Source organism: Zestomonas ipomoeae (genome assembly GCF_057128665.1).
In genome coordinates, this window is record NZ_JBSKHQ010000008.1 from 14,956 (window position 1) to 32,634 (window position 17,679).

The window sequence follows — 17,679 nt, forward strand, 5'->3', positions numbered from 1 at the left end:
AGATGCAGTCGACGGAAAAATGCGCCATACAGCACCGGATCGACGCCGACACGGCAGTGGGCCCGGCCGGGCCCTGCCTGCAGGGCGGCGCCGCACAATCGCGCGACGCCGTAAAACTCTCCGTGCCGTTGCCGGTCACTCTTCTATCCCGCCTTGATCGCCGCATGCTGCGGCGGCTGCCGAGAGGCGTGGCATCCGTCAGACATCCTGGAGATATCGCCATGAATCGATTGTTCAACCCCAGTGCCCCGCAAAATGTCCATGGCTGGGAGCGCGCCGCCTCGGTGGCCGGTGGCCTGATGATGCTGGGCAAGGGGATGCGCCGCGGAGGCGTGTTCGGCTTGCTCGAAGCCGCGGCCGGCGGCGCCGTGCTGCTGCGCGGGCTGACCGGGCGTTGCGAAGCCAAGCGCATCCTCGGCGAAATGCGCAGCGAGTCGCAGCCACTGTTGCCGGCGCGCTACAGCCACATGCCGCTGGACTCGGAGGTGCACAGCCCGGACTTCGAAAACCGCTCGGCCAAGATGCCGGATGCCACGCCCATGGGCCACGAAGCCCAGGCAGGGCAGGAAGATACCAAGCACTGAGCACGCCCGGGACGGTTCGGCAGGGCCCTGCCTGCCGCGCGCAAGCGGGCAGCACGAGCCGGGGGCGGTGCGTTCAGTCCAGGCGTTTCTGGATGCGCGTCACCGACAGCCCCAGCAGGATGACGCAGAACACCATGAGCACCAGTACCTCCGGCCAGAGTTCCAGCATGCCCGCCTGGCGCAGCATGATGCCGCGGGTGACGCGCAAGTAGTGGGTGAGCGGCAACAGTTCGGCGATCCACTGGGCGGCCTTGGGCATGCCGGCGAAAGGGAACATGAAACCCGACAGCAGGATCTGCGGCAGGAAGGTGAAGAACGCCATCTGCATGGCCTGGAACTGGGTGCTGGCCATGGTCGAAAGGAACACGCCAAGGGACAGGCTGGCGACGATGAACAGCAGCGAGGCGCCGTAGAGTTCCACTAGCGAACCGCGAACCGGTACCGCGAACAGCCAGTGGCCAACCAGCAGGATGACGGTGACCTGCACCAGGCCGATGCCTACGAAGGGCAACACCTTGCCGATGGTCAATTCCCAGGGCGAGACCGGGGTGGCGATCAGCAGCTCGAGATTGCCGCGCTCGCGTTCGCGCACCAGGGCGACGGCGGTGAACAGCACCATGGTCATGGTCAGGATCACCCCCAGCAGCCCCGGCACGGTATTCAGCGGCGCCAGGCGCTCCGGGTTGTAGAAGTTGACCACCTGTACCGCGGCGGGGCTGCCCCAACCAGGCAGCGGGTAGGCCGCCAACTGGCGGGCCGAGGCCTGCACGCTCTGGTCGGAGCCGTCGACGATCAGTTGCAGGGCGGCGCGGTCCTTGCGCTGCACACGTTGGTCGAAGTCCGCCGGGACGACCAGCGCGGCGCTGATTCGCCCCTCGCGCAGCAACCGCTCGATCTGCTGCGGGGCGTGCAGGCGATAGCGCAGGTCGATGACCTGGCTGGAGGCCAGTTCCGCGATCGCCTCCCGGGAGCTGGCGGTGTTGGCCTGGTCGAGTACCGCCGCCTCGATGCCGCGCACGTCCATGTTGATGGCGTAGCCGAACAGGATCAGTTGCAGCAGCGGGATGCCGGCGATCATGGCGAAGGTCAGCTTGTCCCGGCGCAGCTGGCGAAGCTCCTTGAGTACGATTGCCCCGAGCCGGCGCAGGTTCATGGTGTGTTCTCCACCGGCCGACGGGTGACGCTGACGAACACGTCCTCGAGGTTGGCCTCGCTGTCCTGCAGCTCTGCCGCGATACCGGCCCGCTGCAAGGTGGCGTAAAGGTCGTCGCGGGCACCGTCGTCGGCGCACAGGACCCGCAGCGCCGCGCCGATCTGCGCCATGGCCAGCACCTGCGGATGCCCTTCAAGGGCGTGCTGGGCCTGCCGTGGCTGCGCGCAGGTGATCAGCAGGGGGTGGCCGGGCAGGGCGTCCATCAGTTCGCGCGGGCTGCCGTCGGCCACCAGGCGACCGGCATCGAGAATGCCCAGGCGGGTGCAGCGCTCGGCTTCGTCCATGTAGTGGGTCGAGACGAGCAGGGTGGTGCCGGCATCGGCCAGTTCGAACAGCGAGCCCCAGAATTCCCGGCGCGATTGCGGGTCCACCGCGCTGGTGGGTTCGTCGAGCAACAGCAGGTCGGGCTTGTGCAAAACGGCGCCAGCCAGCGCCAGGCGCTGTTTTTGCCCACCGCTCATGGTGCCGGCCATCTGCGAGCGGCGGTCGGTGAGCCAGTAGCGCTCAAGCAGTTCCTCGATCCGCTGGCGCGTCTCCCGACGACCCAGTCCTTGCACGGCGGCGAGAAACTCCAGGTTCTCCTGGACGGTGAGGTCCTCGTAGAGCGAGAACTTCTGCGTCATGTAGCCGATGCGGCGCTTAAGCGCCTCGGCGTCGCGGGGGATCTGATAGCCCAGCACCTCGACGTCGCCCTCGCTGGGCTGCAGCAGCCCGCAAAGCATGCGAATGGTAGTGGACTTGCCGCAGCCATTGGGGCCGAGAAAGCCGAACACCTCGGCTTGACGGACGCTCAGGTCGAGGTGGTCGACGGCCGTCAGCTTGCCGAAGCGCTTGCTCAGCCCGCGTGCGCGGATCACCAGTTCGTCATTGCCCATCGCGCGGTCGCTCGGCTTGCAACGGCAGGCCCGCCGGTAGTTGTCGCGCCGCGCTCCCTTCCAGCACCAGCTCGGCGCGATAGGACAGCCGGCTGGCGTCGTCACCGGCGAGTGCATAGTAGGGCGTGAAGCTCGCTTCGCTGCGAAGGCTGCGGACATGCGCGGTGAACGGGCGCTCGATTCCCTCGACCGATACCTGCAGCCTGTCGCCGATGTGAAGCTGCGCGCGCTGGCTGGCGGGAACGAAAACCCGTGCATAGGGTGCTTCGCCCACCAGCAGGCGGACCAGCTCGGCTCCGTTGGGCGGCTGGTCGCCGGTCTTGAATGGCAGCGCGTCCACCACGCCGGCGCGCGGGGCGCGCACGGACAGGCGCTCCCGGCTGATCCGGAGCTGTTCCAGGTTGCTTCGCGCGGCTTCCAGGGCGGCGGCTGCCTGTTCGATGCGCTCCGGTCGGGTGCCGTTGGTCAATTCGAGCAGTTGTGCGTCGGCGCTGCGTACCGCTGCCCGGGCTTGGTCACGGGCGGTACGGGCTCGATCCAACTCGGCCGTGGCCACCTGCTTGCGTTGGTGTAGCGCGGCCATGCGTTGGAACTGGCGTTCAGCGTCTGTCTGTTCCGCCTGGCTTTTTGCCAGTGCCGCCCGTGCCGACTCGATGGTTTCAGTGCGAGCCCCGTTGCTGAGTTCCGCCAGCCGGGCGGATGCCTCGGTAACCTGGGCGCGGGCCTGGGCGAGTAGGGCCTCCTGGCGCCGCGGGTCCAGTTCCACCAGCAGTTGGCCGGCTTCCACACGATCGCCCTCGGCGACGCTCACCTGGAGGATCACCTCGGAAGCCTCGGCCGGAAGGCTGATGGTGTCCCATTCGAGAGTGCCGAGAAGTCTCTCTCGGTCCGCGTCGCAGGCGGGCAGGGCAAGCAGCAACAGGCTGACCAGCATCCAGCGCTTCATCTCAGGCCTCCAGTCCGCGTTCGAGCAACGCCAGGGTATGCGCAATCATGGCGTCGTCGCCGATCTGCGGGTTGGCGAACAGGTCGCGCCAGATGGGCGCCGCCGCGTAGGGCAGCATGGTCAATCCGATCAACGACACCACCAGCAGGCGCGGGTCGAGTGCCGGGTTGAGGGCCCCGCGCGCCTGGGCGGCGGCGAAGCGCTGGGCGAGTACCAGTGGCACCATCGGGGCGATGCGGGTCGTGAGCTGGGCGCGCAGCAGGCCGCCTTCGCAGAGGATTTCCCGCACCCACAAGGGCGGTATCCACGAATGGCGACTCACCATCTGGCTCATGCTGCGGACGAAGGTGCGGACCAGGGCCTGCGGTTCGTCGCCGGCCTGCTGGAGCTGCTCGGCGACTCCCCGGACCAGCGGCAGGAAGCGCTCCTCGACCATGGCTTCGACGAGCTGCTGCTTGTTGCCGAAGTAGTAGTTGAGCAAGGCGGGAGTGACCCCGGCCGCCTCGGCGATGGTGCGCAAGCTGCTGGCCTGGATGCCGGCGCTGGCGAATACCTGGGTCGCCACATCCAGGAGCTGGTCGCGCTGGACCTGCTTGTGCGCGGCGGGGCGGCCAGCGGCGCGGCGGGTGCGGGGCTTGTCGGTCATATTTAATTAACCGGGTAATTAATTAAATGCGATGACACCACGCTTTCGTGCCTCGGGCAAGTCCGGCGTGCGGAGGAGGCAAGGCCGCGCTTGGCGGCCTGCCGGTTACACCTTCAGGCCTTGCTCCCGCAACCGCTTGTAGAGCGTATTGCGACTGATACCCAGGCTGCGAGCCAGGTGCGAGATGTTGCCGCCGCAGGCGTGGTACTGGCCGGCCAGGTCGTTGCCGGGCTCGACGATGGCTTGGACGTCGGGCATCGGCTCGTCCCGGGTGTATTCCAGATCGGCGAAGAAGTCGTCAGGCAGGTGCTCGGGGCGGATCGGTTGGTCGTCGGCCATGGCCAGCGCCACTTGCAGCACGCTGCTCAGCTGGCGCAGGTTGCCCGGCCAGGGGTGGCGATGGAACAGCTGCAGTACCTCGTTGCTGATGCCGGCCCACTGGTGGGGCTCGCGGTGGTATTCCCAGATGCGCTGGAACATGGCGCTCTTGTCGGTGCGTTCGCGCAGGGGCGGCAGCTCCAGGTTCAGGCCGCTGATGCGGTAATAGAGGTCCTGGCGGAACTCGCCGCTTTCCACATCCTGGCGCAGCGAGCGGTTGGTGGCCGACACGAGGTGGATGTCTACCGGGTACAGGTCGGCGCTGCCCAGCGGCTGCACGCAGCGCTCCTGCAGCACGCGCAGCAGGCGTGCCTGGACCTTGAGCGGCATGTCGCCGATCTCGTCGAGGAACAGGATGCCTTTGTTGGCCTTGCGGATCAGGCCGATGCTGCCTTTCTGGCTGGCGCCGGTGAAGGCGCCTTTCTCGTAGCCGAACAGCTCCGATTCCACCAGCTCGGCGGGGATCGCCGCGCAGTTCACCGCCACCAGCGGCTGTCCGGCGCGGCTGCTGGAGCGGTGCAGGGCCTTGACGAAGACCTCCTTGCCGACGCCGGTCTCGCCGTGGATCAGGATCGGGATGTCCTTCTCCAGCAGTCGCTCGGCCTGGCGCACCGCCTTGTCGACCCGCGGGTCGCCGAGGTTGATCGACGCCAGGGTGAATTCCTCGGCCTTGGGCTTGCGTTCGCTGGGCGCCTGCGGGCGGAAGTCCCGTGGCTGGATGGTGACCTTCTGCGGGCGCTTGAGCAGGCCGTGGAAGCGATAGCGGCCGGACGCTCGCAGGGCGAAGGGCAGGCCCTCCGGCTGGCTGAGCAGTTGCAGCAGCGGCAGGTCGAACAGGCTTTCCACGTTGACCCGCGATAGGCCGACGCCGAGCAGGTTGTCCGCGCGGCGGTTGGCCGAGACGATCTGCCCGGTCTCGTCGAAGATCAGCAGCCCTGCCCACTGGCTGTCGAGGTTGTCCAGGCCGGTGTTGAAGGTCAGCTGGAAGTAATCGCCCTTGAACAGGCTGAGGATCAGCCGGTTCTCCACCGACTGGCTCATCATCTTGACCATGCCCAGGGTGTGGGTTGGCGGCAGGTAGCTGTCGCTGGAGACGTCGAGCACGCCGATCATCTGCCGGGTGGCGTCGAAGATCGGCGAGGCGGCGCCAGTCATGAAGCGGTTGGCCTTGAGGAAGTGCTCGTCGCGCTGGATGTGCACGGCTTGGCCGCAGGCCAGCGCGGTGCCGATGGCATTGGTGCCGGTCTGCCGCTCCAGCCAGCCAGCGCCTGGGGCGAAGCCGCGGGACTGCGCGGGATCGACGAAGCGCTGGTCGCCCCAGGACTGCAGCAGTTGCCCCTGGCTGTCCGCCAGCAGGATCAGGCAGTTGGAGTTGGAAAGAATGTTCTCGTAGTAGGGCAGCACTTCCTGCTGGGTGGTGCGCACCAGCAGGTGCTGGCTGTCGAGCAGCGCCGACACTTCGCCTTGCGGCGGCAGGCTGAAGGAGGGTTGGCTCTGGTGGGTCAGGCCGAAGTCCCGGCAGCGGGTCCAGGAGTCGCGAATGATGGTGTCGTGGGAGAGCACCTGGGCGGGTTCGGCCATGGCTGTGAAATCCACTCGTCGCTTCTTGTTTTTATCGCCCGTCCGGGCGATCGGGCGGGCTGATGAACAGCAAGAGTGTTGTTCATTACTGTTCAATGTCAACGGTCAAGGTGTTCAGTTGTTCATTCCGGACTGTTCATTTCTGACCACTGCCTGTGTTCAGCGGCATCCTTATAAAACAGTAAATCCCTTTATTATCAAATAGATGGATGGCTTGTAGGGCAATGTGACAGGCGTTGGCACGGTAATCGCTGTAGCAGGGAAACGGTTACGGCCGTAATGGCACACAACAATCACAAGGACACGCCATGTCGTTAACGCTGCAGCACGTCAGCCGCATCGTCGACAACCAGGTCTACATCGAGGATGCCTGCCTGAGCTTCGAGCCAGGTTCCTTCAATGTGCTGGTCGGTCGCACGCTATCCGGCAAGACTTCCCTCATGCGCCTGATGGCTGGGCTGGACAAGCCGAGCAGTGGGCGAATTCTGATGAACGGCGCCGATGTCACCCATGTCCCGGTGCGTCGCCGCAACGTCTCGATGGTCTACCAGCAGTTCATCAACTACCCGACCATGACGGTCTTCGACAACATCGCCTCGCCGCTTCGCCAGGCCGGCGTCGGCAAGGCGGAGATCGAGCGCCGGGTGCGCGAGACCGCCGAGATGTTGCACATCGAGGGCTTTCTCAAGCGCTACCCGCTGGAGTTGTCCGGCGGCCAGCAACAGCGCACGGCGATGGCCCGCGCGCTGGTCAAGGATGCCGACCTGATCCTGTTCGACGAGCCGCTGGTCAATCTCGACTACAAGCTGCGCGAAGAGCTGCGCCAGGAGATGCGCGAGCTGTTCAAGACGCGCAACACCATCGCCGTCTACGCCACCACCGAGCCCAACGAAGCGCTGGCCCTCGGCGGCACCTCCACCATCCTGCACGAAGGCCGGGTGATCCAGAGCGGCAAGACCGCCGAGGTCTACCACCGGCCGCAGCAGGTGCTGGCCGCCGAGCTGTTCTCCGAGCCGTCGATCAACCTGCTGCACGGGCGCATTAGCGGCAGCGAGGTGAGCTTCGAGGACTGCGTGCATTTCCCGCTCAATTCCGACCTGCGCAACTTGGCCGAGGGCGCCTACCGTTTCGGCGTGCGCCCCAGTCATATCGGACTGGTGCCGTCCAACGACGACGACCTCGAACTGGCGGTGACCGTGGAGTTGGCCGAGATCAGCGGCTCGGAAACCTTCCTGCATGTGTGCAACGAGCATTTCACGCTGGTGATGCACCTGCAGGGCGTGCACGAGTACGACGTGGACGCCCCGATCCGCATCTTCATCCCGACGCACAAGTTGTTCGTCTTCGATCCCCAAGGCAGCCTGGTCCAGGCGCCCAGTCGCCGGTTGTGAGGAGCGCGTAATGGCAGAGATACGCTTGCAGAACCTGGCGCACAGCTACAGCAGCCAGCCCAAGGGCCCGGACGACTACGCCATCCGCGCCATGACCCACGTCTGGGAGCAGGGCGGGGCCTATGCCTTGCTCGGCCCGTCCGGTTGCGGCAAGTCGACCTTGCTCAACATCATTTCGGGCTTGCTCAAGCCGTCCGAAGGGCAGGTGCTGTTCGACCTCAAGGAGGTCAACGAGCTGCCGCCGGAGAAACGCAACATCGCCCAGGTTTTCCAGTTCCCGGTCATCTACGACACCATGACGGTGTTCGACAACCTGGCCTTCCCGCTGCGCAACCAGGGTCTGCCCGAGGCCAAGGTAATGAGCAAGGTGCACGAGATCGCCGAGGTGCTCGACCTGCATCCGCTGCTGAAGAAGAAAGCGCGCAATCTGACCGCCGACGAGAAGCAGAAGGTCTCCATGGGGCGCGGTCTGGTGCGCGACGACGTGTCGGCGATCCTCTTCGACGAGCCGCTGACGGTGATCGACCCGCATCTGAAATGGAAGCTGCGACGCAAGCTCAAGCAGATCCATGAGCAGTTCAATATCACCATGGTCTACGTCACCCACGATCAGTTGGAGGCCTCCACCTTCGCCGACAAGATCGCGGTGATGTACGGCGGGCAGATCGTGCAGTTCGGCACGCCGCGCGAGCTGTTCGAGCGACCCAGCCACACCTTCGTCGGCTTTTTCATCGGCAGCCCCGGCATGAACCTGATCGACGTGGTGCCGGAGGCCGGTGGCGTGCGCTTCGGCGATACCCACCTGCCGTTGGAGCCCGCGCTCAACGAGCGCCTGTCGCAGATGCAGGGCAGCAGCCTGAAGGTGGGCATCCGCCCGGAGTTCGTCCACGTCTGGGATGCGCCGTACGCCGATGCGATGAAGGCCGAGGTGCTGCACCTCGAAGACCTGGGCACCTACAAGATCCTCACCCTGCGGCTGGATGGCCAGGTGATCAAGGCGCGCTTGCAGGAAGATCAACAGATACCGCAGAAGCAGGCCTACATCAGCTTCCCCGCGCAGTGGCTGATGGTCTATGCCGATGAATTCCTGGTGGAGGCGAACGCATGAACAAGGTGCAGAACAACAAGGCCTGGTGGCTGGTTCTCCCGGTCTTCCTGCTGGTGGCCTTCAGTGCCATCGTGCCGATGATGACGGTGGTCAACTACTCGGTGCAGGACATCTTCGACGCCTCGACGCGCACCTTCGTCGGCTTCGAGTGGTATCAGCAGGTGCTGCAGAACGAGCGCTTGCACGACTCGTTGCTGCGCCAGTTCATCTTCTCCGGCTGCGTGCTGCTGATCGAGATCCCACTGGGCATCGCCATCGCCCTGACCATGCCGACCAAGGGGCGCTGGACCTCGCTGTGCCTGATCGTCATGGCCATTCCGCTGCTGATCCCGTGGAACGTGGTGGGTACCATCTGGCAGATCTTCGGCCGAGCCGATATCGGCCTGCTGGGCTGGGCGCTGACCAAGCTGGGCATCAGCTACAACTATGCGTCGAACACCTCGGATGCCTGGGTGACCGTGCTGGTGATGGACGTCTGGCACTGGACTTCGCTGGTGGCGCTGCTGTGCTACTCGGGGTTGCGGGCGATCCCCGATGTGTACTACCAGGCGGCGCGCATCGACCGTGCCTCGGCCTGGGCGGTGTTCCGCTACATCCAGCTGCCGAAGATGAAGAGCGTGCTGCTGATCGCCGTGATGCTGCGCTTCATGGACAGCTTCATGATCTACACAGAGCCGTTCGTGCTCACCGGCGGCGGCCCTGGCAACTCCACCACCTTCCTCAGCCAGACGCTGACCAAGATGGCGGTCGGCCAGTTCGACCTGGGGCCGGCGGCGGCGTTCTCGCTGGTGTACTTCCTGATCATCCTGCTCGTGTCCTGGCTGTTCTACACCGCCATGACCCATGCCGATAAGACCCGTTGAGGCCGACCATGAGCAAACGCAAACTGCTGGTACTGGTGCTCTACGTGCTGTTCCTGCTGGTGCCGATCTACTGGCTGCTGAACATGTCGTTCAAGAGCAATACCGAGATCCTCGGCGGACTCTCGCTGTGGCCGCGGGATTTCACCCTGGCCAACTACAAGGTGATCTTCACCGACCCGAGCTGGTACCAGGGCTATCTCAACTCGATGTACTACGTGGTGCTGAACACGCTGATCTCGCTTTCGGTCGCGCTGCCGGCTGCCTATGCCTTCTCGCGCTACCGCTTTCTCGGCGACAAGCACCTGTTCTTCTGGCTGTTGACCAACCGCATGGCACCGCCGGCGGTGTTCCTGCTGCCCTTCTTCCAGCTGTATTCGTCGATCGGCCTGTTCGACACCCATATCGCCGTGGCGCTTGCGCATTGCCTGTTCAATGTGCCGCTGGCGGTGTGGATCCTCGAAGGATTCATGTCCGGCGTACCGAAGGAGATCGACGAAACCGCCTATATCGATGGCTACAGCTTCCCGAAATTCTTCGTGAAGATCTTCATCCCGCTGATCGGCTCCGGCATCGGCGTCACCGCGTTCTTCTGCTTCATGTTCTCCTGGGTCGAGCTGCTGCTGGCGCGCACGCTGACCTCGGTGGACGCCAAGCCGATCGCCGCCGTGATGACCCGTACCGTCTCGGCTTCCGGTATTGATTGGGGCGTGCTGGCGGCTGCCGGCGTGCTCACCATCCTGCCGGGCATGCTGGTGATCTGGTTCGTCCGCAACCACGTGGCCAAGGGCTTTGCCCTGGGCCGGGTATAAGGAGTACGACATGGATTGGATGGCTTGGACTCTGCCCACCGCCGTGTTCTTCGGTGCAATTGCCCTGATGCTCGCCGGCATGACGGTCTGGGAGATTCGCTCTCCTTGTGCCGAACGCAAGGGCTTCCTGCCGATCGCCACCACCCGCGGTGATCGGTTATTCATCGGCTTGCTCGGTAGCGCCTACCTGCACCTGCTGGTAGTGGGCGCCACCGACTGGAGCGTCTGGATCGCCTCAGGGCTGTCCTTCGTATGGTTGCTTGCGGTGATGCGTTGGGGTTGAGCGCGTTGGGGCGAGTTGAACTACGGTTTGGCTTGCCCACCCCCTTTGAAAAAACCAGAAAAAGAAAAGGAGATGTCTATGTTCGAGAATAACAATAAGACCCGACATGGCATGGCGCTGGCCGCCTTGCTGGCGTTGTCCGGTCTGAGCGGCGCGGCCTGGGCCGATGCCTACGAGGAGGCGGCGAAGAAGTGGGTCGAGTCCGAGTTCAACCCCTCGACGCTCTCCAAGGAGGAGCAGCTCAAGGAACTGAAATGGTTCATCAAGGCCGCCGAGCCTTTCCGTGGAATGGACATCAACGTCGCCTCGGAGACCATCGCCACCCACGAATACGAGTCCAAGGTGCTGGCCAAGGCCTTCAGCGAAATCACCGGGATCAACATCAAGCATGACCTGATCCAGGAAGGCGATGTGGTCGAGAAACTGCAGACCCAGATGCAGTCCGACAAGAACATCTACGACGGCTACATCAACGACTCCGACCTGATCGGCACCCACTTCCGCTATGGCAAGGTGGTGCCGATCAGCGACATGATCGCTGGCGACGGCAAGGACTATACCCTGCCGACCCTGGACCTGGATGACTTCATCGGCCTGTCCTTCACCACCGGTCCGGATGGCAAGCTCTATCAGCTGCCCGACCAGCAATTCGCCAACCTCTACTGGTTCCGTGCCGACTGGTTCGAGCGTCCGGAACTGAAGGCCAAGTTCAAGGAAATCTACGGCTATGAGCTGGGCGTGCCGGTGAATTGGTCCGCCTACGAGGACATCGCCGAGTTCTTCAGCAAGCACGTCAAGGAAATCGACGGCCAGCCGGTGTACGGCCATATGGACTACGGCAAGAAGGATCCGTCGCTCGGCTGGCGCTTCACCGACGCCTGGTTCTCCATGGCCGGTGCGGGCGACAAGGGTTTGCCCAACGGCTTGCCGGTGGATGAGTGGGGGATTCGAGTCGAAGGCTGCCGCCCGGTGGGTTCCAGTGTCGCCCGCGGCGGCGCCACCAACGGCCCGGCTGCGGTCTATGCCACCACCAAGTACGTCGACTGGCTGCGCGAGTACGCCCCGCGCGAAGCCCAGGGCATGACTTTCTCCGAGGCAGGTCCGGTACCGGCGCAGGGCAACATCGCCCAGCAGATCTTCTGGTACACCGCCTTCACCGCCGACATGACCAAGCCCGGCCTGCCGGTGGTCAACGCTGACGGCACGCCGAAGTGGCGCATGGCGCCGTCGCCGAAGGGGCCGTACTGGCAGGAAGGCATGAAGCTCGGTTACCAGGACGCCGGTTCCTGGACCTTCCTCAAGTCGACCCCGGAGCAGCGCCGTCTGGCCGCCTGGCTGTACGCGCAGTTCACCGTGTCGAAGACCGTTTCGCTGAAGAAGACCTTGGTTGGTCTGACGCCGATTCGCGAATCCGACATCAACTCGCAAGCCATGACCGATGCCGCGCCGAAGCTGGGTGGCCTGGTCGAGTTCTATCGCAGCCCGGCCCGGGTACAGTGGACCCCGACCGGTACCAACGTCCCGGACTATCCGCGCCTGGCGCAGCTCTGGTGGCAGTTCATCGCCGAGGCCGCAAGCGGCGACAAGACCCCGCAGGAAGCGCTGGACGGCCTCGCTGCCGCGCAGGACACCATGCTCGGCCGTATCGAGCGCTCTGGAGTGCAGGGAGAGTGCGGGCCGAAGCTGAACGAGCCGAAGGATCCGGAGTACTGGCTGAGCCAGCCGGGTGCGCCGAAGCCGAAGCTGGCCAACGAAAAGCCCAAGGGTGAAACGGTCAACTACAACGACCTGCTGAAATCCTGGGAGCAAGCGAAGAAATAACGCTGGCTGAGAAAGCGAAAACGGCACCCTCGGGTGCCGTTTTTCATTCCTGCATGGGCTCAGGCGTGCAGGTGTTCCGCTGCGTAGAGCGTGTTTTCCAGCAGGCAGGCACGGGTCATCGGGCCGACGCCGCCCGGCACGGGGGTGATCCAGCCAGCGCGGGGCAGGGCGGTCTCGTAGACCACATCGCCCACCAGCTTGCCGTCTTCCTGCCGGTTGATGCCGACGTCGATGACGATTGCACCGGGCTTGATCCACTCGCCCTTGACCAGGCCGGGCTTGCCGGCGGCGACCACGACCAGGTCCGCATTGCTCAGATGCGACGCCAGGTCCTTGGTGAACCGATGGGTGACTGTCACGGTGCAGCCCGCCAGCAGCAGCTCCAGCGCCATCGGCCGGCCGACGATGTTCGATGCCCCGACCACCACGGCGTGCAGTCCATATGGATCGACGCCGGTGCTGCGCAGCAGCGTCATGATGCCTTTGGGCGTGCAAGGGCGAAGCAAGGGGATGCGCTGGGCCAGGCGGCCGACGTTATAAGGATGGAAGCCGTCCACGTCCTTGTCCGGGCGAATGCGTTCCAACAACTGCGAGGCGTCCAGGTGCTCCGGGAGCGGCAGCTGCACCAGGATGCCATCGATGCTCGGCTCGTCATTGAGGCGGTCGATCAGTGCCAGGAGCTCTTCCTGGCTGGTGTCGGCCGGTAGATCGTAGGCTTGGGAAAGAAAGCCGACTTCCTCGCAATCCTTGCGTTTATGAGAGACATAGACCTGGGAGGCGGGATCGTTGCCCACCAGGATCACCGCTAGGCCGGGCGCGCGCAGGCCCTGTTGGCGACGCTCGGCGACCCGTTGGGCGACCTGCTGGCGGAGGCTGGCGGCGATCGCTTTGCCGTCGATCAGTTGTGCGGTCATGACGCTTGGTTAACCATCGGAAAGAGTGGGAAAAGAGCGTGCATTCTCGCATGGCAAGGCGAAGGGGCAAAGGCGCAAGCCCCGTATTTTCCCGTAACTCCTTTTCCCCACTGAATTTTTTCGATTTTGCTGTTGACGGTATTAAAACCTCTCTATAAGATTCGCCCCGCTTGTCGAGCACAGTCAGTCGCTGGGTAAGACGGCGCGGCGAGCCGCTAGTCGGTTCCGCCTAAGCCGAAGCTTTGAGTCTGCGCTCGCAGATGGATAAGCGCCCGTAGCTCAGCTGGATAGAGCATCCGCCTTCTAAGCGGATGGTCGCAGGTTCGAGTCCTGCCGGGCGTGCCACTTGGCGTTCGGCGCAAGCATGCAATATGGTGGGCGTAGCTCAGTTGGTAGAGCACAGGATTGTGGCTCCTGGTGTCGTGGGTTCGATTCCCATCGTCCACCCCATATTCCAGAACGCCAGGCCAAAAGCCTGGCGTTTTTGTTTTGAAGGTCTTGCCACGCGGACGTGGTGAAATTGGTAGACACGCTGGATTTAGGTTCCAGTGCCGCAAGGTGTGAGAGTTCGAGTCTCTCCGTCCGCACCATCTCTATTTCCCGCCGTATGCCGCCTGCGTTCAGTAGGGTGACTTCTCTTATTCGACCCTCTAGAATGCATGCCCTTGATTCTGGGGCCGGAACGGCCGGCTATGTCTGTGCAACGAGGAATATCCATGCAAGTTTCTGTTGAAAGCACCTCCGCTCTCGAGCGCCGCATGACTATCGGCGTACCGGCCGAGCGCATCGAGAACGAAGTCAACAAGCGTCTGCAGCAGACCGCCCGTCGCGCCAAGATCCCTGGCTTCCGCCCCGGCAAGGTGCCGATGAGCGTCATCCGCCAGCGTTACGAAGACGCGGCTCGCCAGGAAGCGCTGGGCGATGTGATCCAGGCCACCTTCTATGAAGCCGTGGTCGAGCAGAAGCTGAACCCGGCTGGTGCCCCGGCCGTCGAGCCGAAGGTGTTCGAGAAGGGCAAGGATCTGGAATACATCGCCACCTTCGAAGTATTCCCCGAGTTCCAGGTCGGCGGCTTCGAGAGCCTGGCTGTCGAGCGTCTGCAGGCTGAGGTGAGCGAAGCGGATGTCGACAACATGCTGGATATTCTGCGCAAGCAGAATACCCGCTTCGAGCAGGTCGAGCGCGAAGCGCAGAATGGCGACCAGCTCAACATCGACTTTGTCGGCAAGATCGACGGTGAGGCCTTTGCTGGCGGTTCCGCCAAGGGTACCGCCCTTGTGCTGGGCTCCGGTCGCATGATTCCGGGCTTCGAGGATGCGTTGGTGGGCGCCAAGGCGGGTGAAGAGCGTGTAATCAACCCGACCTTCCCCGAGGACTACCAGAACCTCGATCTGGCCGGCAAGACCGCCGAGTTCACCGTGACCGTGAATAGCGTTTCCGAGCCCAAGCTGCCTGAGCTGAACGAAGAGTTCTTTGCTCAGTTCGGCATCAAGGAAAGCGGACTGGAAGGTTTCCGCGCCGAAGTGAAGAAGAATATGGAGCGCGAGCTTCGCCAGGCCATCAAGTCCAAGGTGAAAAGCCAGGTAATGGACGGCCTGATCGAAAGCAACCCGGTCGAAGTGCCGAAAGCGCTGATCGACAGCGAGATCGATCGCCTGCGTGTCCAGGCTGTGCAGCAGTTCGGCGGCAACATCAAGCCGGACCAGTTGCCTGCGGAGCTGTTCACCGAGCAAGCCAAGCGTCGCGTAATGCTCGGCCTGATCGTTGCCGAGGTGGTCAAGCAGTTCGAGCTGAAGCCTGACGAGGCCCGTGTGCGTGAGCTGATCCAGGAAATGGCTTCGGCCTACCAGGAGCCGGAACAGGTCGTGGCTTGGTACTACAAGAACGACCAGCAGCTCAACGAGGTGCGTTCGGTTGTACTGGAAGAACAAGTTGTAGATACTGTCCTGCAGAAGGCCAAAGTGACCGACAAATCGGTCTCCTACGAAGAAGCGGTCAAGCCGGCGGAAGCTTCGCAAGCCGCCTGATTTCTTCACCTCGTTCGAGCACACCATAAGCCAGCCTTTGTGCTGGCTTATGCGTTTATGTGATATGACCATAGGGAGCGATCGCCGGACATGTCCCGCAATCCAATGATGCAAGTACCTGATATCCAAGCAGCCGGCGGCCTAGTGCCGGTAGTGATCGAGCAGTCCGCCCGCGGTGAGCGCGCCTACGACATCTACTCCCGCCTGTTGAAGGAACGGGTGATTTTTATGGTCGGCCAGGTCGAGGACTACATGGCCAACCTGATCGTGGCGCAGCTGCTGTTCCTTGAGGCTGAGAACCCGGACAAGGACATCCATCTGTATATCAACTCGCCGGGTGGTTCGGTGACTGCGGGCATGTCTATTTACGACACCATGCAGTTCATCAAGCCGGACGTGTCGACCATCTGTATCGGCCAGGCCTGCAGCATGGGCGCGCTGTTGCTGGCCGGTGGCGCGGCAGGCAAGCGCCATTGCCTGCCGCACTCGCGCATGATGATCCATCAGCCCCTCGGTGGCTTCCAGGGGCAGGCTTCGGACATCGAGATCCATGCCCGTGAAATTCTTACCATTCGCGAGCGTCTGAACAAGATATTGGCTGCTCATACCGGTCAGCCGATTGATGTGATTGCCCGCGACACAGATCGTGACAACTTCATGAGTGCCGAAGAAGCCGTCAAGTATGGCCTCATCGACCAGGTCCTCAGCCAGCGCCAACTGGCGGGTTGACGCGTTTCGTCTTGGCTGGCCGGGCGATGCCAGGCTAGACCGCGGGCTTGAAAATACCCGCATTTGCCTTCATCTTGTGTTGCAAGCCTACCGGATTGGATCGATCGAATGACTGACACCCGCAACGGCGAGGACAACGGCAAGCTGCTTTATTGCTCCTTCTGCGGCAAGAGCCAGCATGAAGTGCGCAAATTGATTGCCGGCCCCTCGGTTTTTATTTGTGACGAGTGCGTCGACCTGTGCAATGACATCATCCGCGAGGAGGTGCAGGAAGCCCAGGCCGAGAGCAGTGCGCACAAGCTGCCTGCACCGAAAGAGATCAGCACCATCCTCGACCAGTATGTGATCGGTCAGGAGCGTGCGAAAAAGGTGCTGGCGGTCGCTGTATACAACCACTACAAGCGCCTCAATCAACGTGACAAGAAAGACGATGTGGAGCTTGGCAAAAGCAACATCCTGCTGATCGGCCCCACCGGCTCCGGCAAGACCTTGCTGGCCGAGACGCTTGCGCGACTGCTCAATGTGCCGTTCACCATCGCCGATGCTACGACCCTGACCGAAGCCGGGTACGTGGGCGAAGACGTCGAGAACATCATCCAGAAGCTGCTGCAGAAGTGCGACTACGACGTCGAGAAGGCCCAGATGGGCATCGTCTATATCGATGAAATCGACAAGATCTCGCGCAAATCCGATAACCCGTCGATTACCCGCGACGTCTCGGGCGAGGGCGTACAGCAGGCACTGCTGAAACTCATCGAAGGCACCGTGGCCTCTGTTCCGCCGCAAGGCGGGCGCAAGCATCCGCAGCAGGAGTTCCTGCAAGTGGATACGCGCAACATCCTGTTCATCTGCGGCGGAGCATTCTCTGGTCTGGAGAAAGTCATTCAGAACCGTTCCACCAAAGGTGGCATTGGCTTCAGTGCGGAAGTGCGGAGCAAGGAGCTTGGCAAGCGCGTCGGCGAGGCGCTGCGCGAGGTGGAGCCGGATGATTTGGTCAAGTTTGGCCTGATTCCCGAGTTCGTTGGTCGCCTGCCGGTCATTGCCACGCTTGACGAGCTGGATGAGGCGGCACTGATGCAAATCCTCACCGAACCGAAGAACGCGCTGACCAAGCAGTACTACAAACTGTTCGAAATGGAAGGCGTGGACTTGGAGTTCCGTCCTGACGCCCTCAAGGCGGTTGCCCACCGTGCGCTGGAGCGCAAGACCGGTGCCCGCGGATTGCGTTCGATCCTCGAAGGCATTCTGCTCGATACCATGTATGAGATTCCGTCGCAGACGGAAGTCAGCAAGGTGGTTATCGATGAAGGCGTTATCGAAGGCACCTCAAAGCCGCTGTTGATCTACGAAAACAACGAGCCGCAAGCGAAGGCAGCGCCGGACGCTTGATCGTTTTGTGCGACACAGCAAGGGGCCTGCGGGCCCCTTTGCTTTTGCTGCCCTCAATGCTTGTTTTTTCCGGGAGCTACCCCCATCTTAGGGTGAAGGGTAATCCCATCTGTTTACGGTCG

General features: G+C 63.1%; 16 protein-coding genes and 3 tRNA genes. 13 read left to right on the forward strand and 6 right to left on the reverse strand.

Features of this window, described 5'->3' with window-relative positions; genetic code table 11:
• Positions 1-221 precede the first annotated feature (221 nt).
• On the forward strand, positions 222-584 hold the full coding sequence (locus tag ACWKV7_RS10895) for a YgaP family membrane protein (RefSeq protein WP_483857689.1): 363 nt from the start codon (positions 222-224) through the stop codon (positions 582-584).
• Between the two features lie 73 nt (positions 585-657).
• On the opposite strand, the gene ACWKV7_RS10900 is transcribed toward ACWKV7_RS10895, so the two are convergent.
• The 5 genes from ACWKV7_RS10900 to ACWKV7_RS10920 form a co-directional block, all read right to left on the reverse strand.
• On the reverse strand, positions 658-1,737 hold the full coding sequence (locus ACWKV7_RS10900) for an ABC transporter permease (protein ID WP_483857690.1): 1,080 nt from the start codon (positions 1,735-1,737) through the stop codon (positions 658-660).
• Positions 1,734-2,672, reverse strand: coding sequence for an ABC transporter ATP-binding protein (locus ACWKV7_RS10905; RefSeq protein ID WP_483857691.1), 939 nt, complete (start codon positions 2,670-2,672; stop codon positions 1,734-1,736). The genes ACWKV7_RS10900 and ACWKV7_RS10905 overlap by 4 nt, the downstream gene beginning before the upstream one ends.
• Positions 2,662-3,618: an HlyD family secretion protein gene (locus ACWKV7_RS10910; protein WP_483857692.1), complete on the reverse strand. Its 957-nt coding sequence runs from the start codon at positions 3,616-3,618 to the stop codon at positions 2,662-2,664. The genes ACWKV7_RS10905 and ACWKV7_RS10910 overlap by 11 nt, the downstream gene beginning before the upstream one ends.
• Position 3,619: 1 nt before the next feature.
• Positions 3,620-4,264 carry a TetR/AcrR family transcriptional regulator gene (locus ACWKV7_RS10915; protein WP_483857693.1) on the reverse strand — a complete coding sequence of 215 codons (645 nt, stop codon included), beginning with the start codon at positions 4,262-4,264 and terminating at the stop codon, positions 3,620-3,622.
• A gap of 105 nt (positions 4,265-4,369) precedes the next feature.
• Positions 4,370-6,223, reverse strand: a complete 1,854-nt coding sequence (locus ACWKV7_RS10920; protein ID WP_483857694.1) for a sigma-54-dependent Fis family transcriptional regulator — start codon at positions 6,221-6,223, stop codon at positions 4,370-4,372.
• 308 nt (positions 6,224-6,531) lie between these two features.
• Between ACWKV7_RS10920 and ACWKV7_RS10925 the strand changes: the two genes are divergently transcribed.
• The 6 genes from ACWKV7_RS10925 to ACWKV7_RS10950 all read left to right on the forward strand — a co-directional run bounded on the left by ACWKV7_RS10925 (position 6,532) and on the right by ACWKV7_RS10950 (position 12,498).
• Complete coding sequence (locus ACWKV7_RS10925; protein WP_483857695.1) at positions 6,532-7,614, forward strand: ABC transporter ATP-binding protein; 1,083 nt, start codon at positions 6,532-6,534, stop codon at positions 7,612-7,614.
• A 10-nt stretch (positions 7,615-7,624) separates the two neighbouring features.
• Positions 7,625-8,722 (forward strand): ABC transporter ATP-binding protein, encoded by a 1,098-nt coding sequence (locus ACWKV7_RS10930; protein WP_483857696.1) that lies wholly within the window; start codon positions 7,625-7,627, stop codon positions 8,720-8,722.
• The gene (locus tag ACWKV7_RS10935; protein ID WP_483857697.1) at positions 8,719-9,585 is read left to right on the forward strand and encodes a carbohydrate ABC transporter permease; all 867 of its coding nucleotides are present in this window, start codon (positions 8,719-8,721) and stop codon (positions 9,583-9,585) included. The genes ACWKV7_RS10930 and ACWKV7_RS10935 overlap by 4 nt, the downstream gene beginning before the upstream one ends.
• An 8-nt stretch (positions 9,586-9,593) precedes the next feature.
• On the forward strand, positions 9,594-10,394 hold the full coding sequence (locus ACWKV7_RS10940) for a carbohydrate ABC transporter permease (RefSeq protein ID WP_483857698.1): 801 nt from the start codon (positions 9,594-9,596) through the stop codon (positions 10,392-10,394).
• A 10-nt stretch (positions 10,395-10,404) separates the two neighbouring features.
• Positions 10,405-10,677 carry a DUF2160 domain-containing protein gene (locus tag ACWKV7_RS10945; protein WP_483857699.1) on the forward strand — a complete coding sequence of 91 codons (273 nt, stop codon included), beginning with the start codon at positions 10,405-10,407 and terminating at the stop codon, positions 10,675-10,677.
• A 78-nt stretch (positions 10,678-10,755) separates the two neighbouring features.
• Positions 10,756-12,498: an ABC transporter substrate-binding protein gene (locus tag ACWKV7_RS10950; protein WP_483857700.1), complete on the forward strand. Its 1,743-nt coding sequence runs from the start codon at positions 10,756-10,758 to the stop codon at positions 12,496-12,498.
• A gap of 59 nt (positions 12,499-12,557) precedes the next feature.
• Here the strand turns inward: ACWKV7_RS10950 and folD are convergent, their stop codons facing one another.
• Positions 12,558-13,412, reverse strand: a complete 855-nt coding sequence (gene folD / locus ACWKV7_RS10955) for a bifunctional methylenetetrahydrofolate dehydrogenase/methenyltetrahydrofolate cyclohydrolase FolD (RefSeq protein WP_483857701.1) — start codon at positions 13,410-13,412, stop codon at positions 12,558-12,560.
• A 268-nt stretch (positions 13,413-13,680) separates the two neighbouring features.
• On the opposite strand from folD, the gene ACWKV7_RS10960 reads away from it, so the two are divergent.
• The 6 genes from ACWKV7_RS10960 (at position 13,681) to clpX (ending at position 17,557) form a co-directional block, all read left to right on the forward strand.
• Positions 13,681-13,757, forward strand: a tRNA-Arg gene (locus tag ACWKV7_RS10960).
• A 29-nt stretch (positions 13,758-13,786) separates the two neighbouring features.
• Positions 13,787-13,862: transfer RNA gene (locus tag ACWKV7_RS10965), tRNA-His, on the forward strand.
• A gap of 55 nt (positions 13,863-13,917) precedes the next feature.
• Positions 13,918-14,002, forward strand: a tRNA-Leu gene (locus ACWKV7_RS10970).
• A gap of 126 nt (positions 14,003-14,128) precedes the next feature.
• Positions 14,129-15,439, forward strand: a complete 1,311-nt coding sequence (gene tig, locus ACWKV7_RS10975) for a trigger factor (protein ID WP_483857702.1) — start codon at positions 14,129-14,131, stop codon at positions 15,437-15,439.
• Positions 15,440-15,529: 90 nt separating this feature from the next.
• The gene (gene clpP / locus ACWKV7_RS10980; RefSeq protein ID WP_483857703.1) at positions 15,530-16,168 is read left to right on the forward strand and encodes an ATP-dependent Clp endopeptidase proteolytic subunit ClpP; all 639 of its coding nucleotides are present in this window, start codon (positions 15,530-15,532) and stop codon (positions 16,166-16,168) included.
• Positions 16,169-16,276: 108 nt separating this feature from the next.
• Complete coding sequence (clpX, locus tag ACWKV7_RS10985) at positions 16,277-17,557, forward strand: ATP-dependent Clp protease ATP-binding subunit ClpX (protein WP_483857704.1); 1,281 nt, start codon at positions 16,277-16,279, stop codon at positions 17,555-17,557.
• The last annotated feature ends 122 nt before the right edge of the window (positions 17,558-17,679 follow it).

Bases quoted from the DNA above. Each gene is read 5' to 3' on its own strand.
- ACWKV7_RS10905 (WP_483857691.1), bottom strand. From the start codon at position 2,672: ATGGGCAATGACGAACTGGTGATCCGCGCACGCGGGCTGAGCAAGCGC.
- ACWKV7_RS10940 (WP_483857698.1), top strand. From the start codon at position 9,594: ATGAGCAAACGCAAACTGCTGGTACTGGTGCTCTACGTGCTGTTCCTG.
- ACWKV7_RS10945 (WP_483857699.1), top strand. From the start codon at position 10,405: ATGGATTGGATGGCTTGGACTCTGCCCACCGCCGTGTTCTTCGGTGCA.
- clpP (WP_483857703.1), top strand. From the start codon at position 15,530: ATGTCCCGCAATCCAATGATGCAAGTACCTGATATCCAAGCAGCCGGC.
- tig (WP_483857702.1), top strand. From the start codon at position 14,129: ATGCAAGTTTCTGTTGAAAGCACCTCCGCTCTCGAGCGCCGCATGACT.
- ACWKV7_RS10910 (WP_483857692.1), bottom strand. From the start codon at position 3,618: ATGAAGCGCTGGATGCTGGTCAGCCTGTTGCTGCTTGCCCTGCCCGCC.
- ACWKV7_RS10920 (WP_483857694.1), bottom strand. From the start codon at position 6,223: ATGGCCGAACCCGCCCAGGTGCTCTCCCACGACACCATCATTCGCGAC.
- ACWKV7_RS10935 (WP_483857697.1), top strand. From the start codon at position 8,719: ATGAACAAGGTGCAGAACAACAAGGCCTGGTGGCTGGTTCTCCCGGTC.
- ACWKV7_RS10900 (WP_483857690.1), bottom strand. From the start codon at position 1,737: ATGAACCTGCGCCGGCTCGGGGCAATCGTACTCAAGGAGCTTCGCCAG.
- ACWKV7_RS10895 (WP_483857689.1), top strand. From the start codon at position 222: ATGAATCGATTGTTCAACCCCAGTGCCCCGCAAAATGTCCATGGCTGG.
- ACWKV7_RS10915 (WP_483857693.1), bottom strand. From the start codon at position 4,264: ATGACCGACAAGCCCCGCACCCGCCGCGCCGCTGGCCGCCCCGCCGCG.
- ACWKV7_RS10950 (WP_483857700.1), top strand. From the start codon at position 10,756: ATGTTCGAGAATAACAATAAGACCCGACATGGCATGGCGCTGGCCGCC.
- ACWKV7_RS10930 (WP_483857696.1), top strand. From the start codon at position 7,625: ATGGCAGAGATACGCTTGCAGAACCTGGCGCACAGCTACAGCAGCCAG.
- ACWKV7_RS10925 (WP_483857695.1), top strand. From the start codon at position 6,532: ATGTCGTTAACGCTGCAGCACGTCAGCCGCATCGTCGACAACCAGGTC.
- clpX (WP_483857704.1), top strand. From the start codon at position 16,277: ATGACTGACACCCGCAACGGCGAGGACAACGGCAAGCTGCTTTATTGC.
- folD (WP_483857701.1), bottom strand. From the start codon at position 13,412: ATGACCGCACAACTGATCGACGGCAAAGCGATCGCCGCCAGCCTCCGC.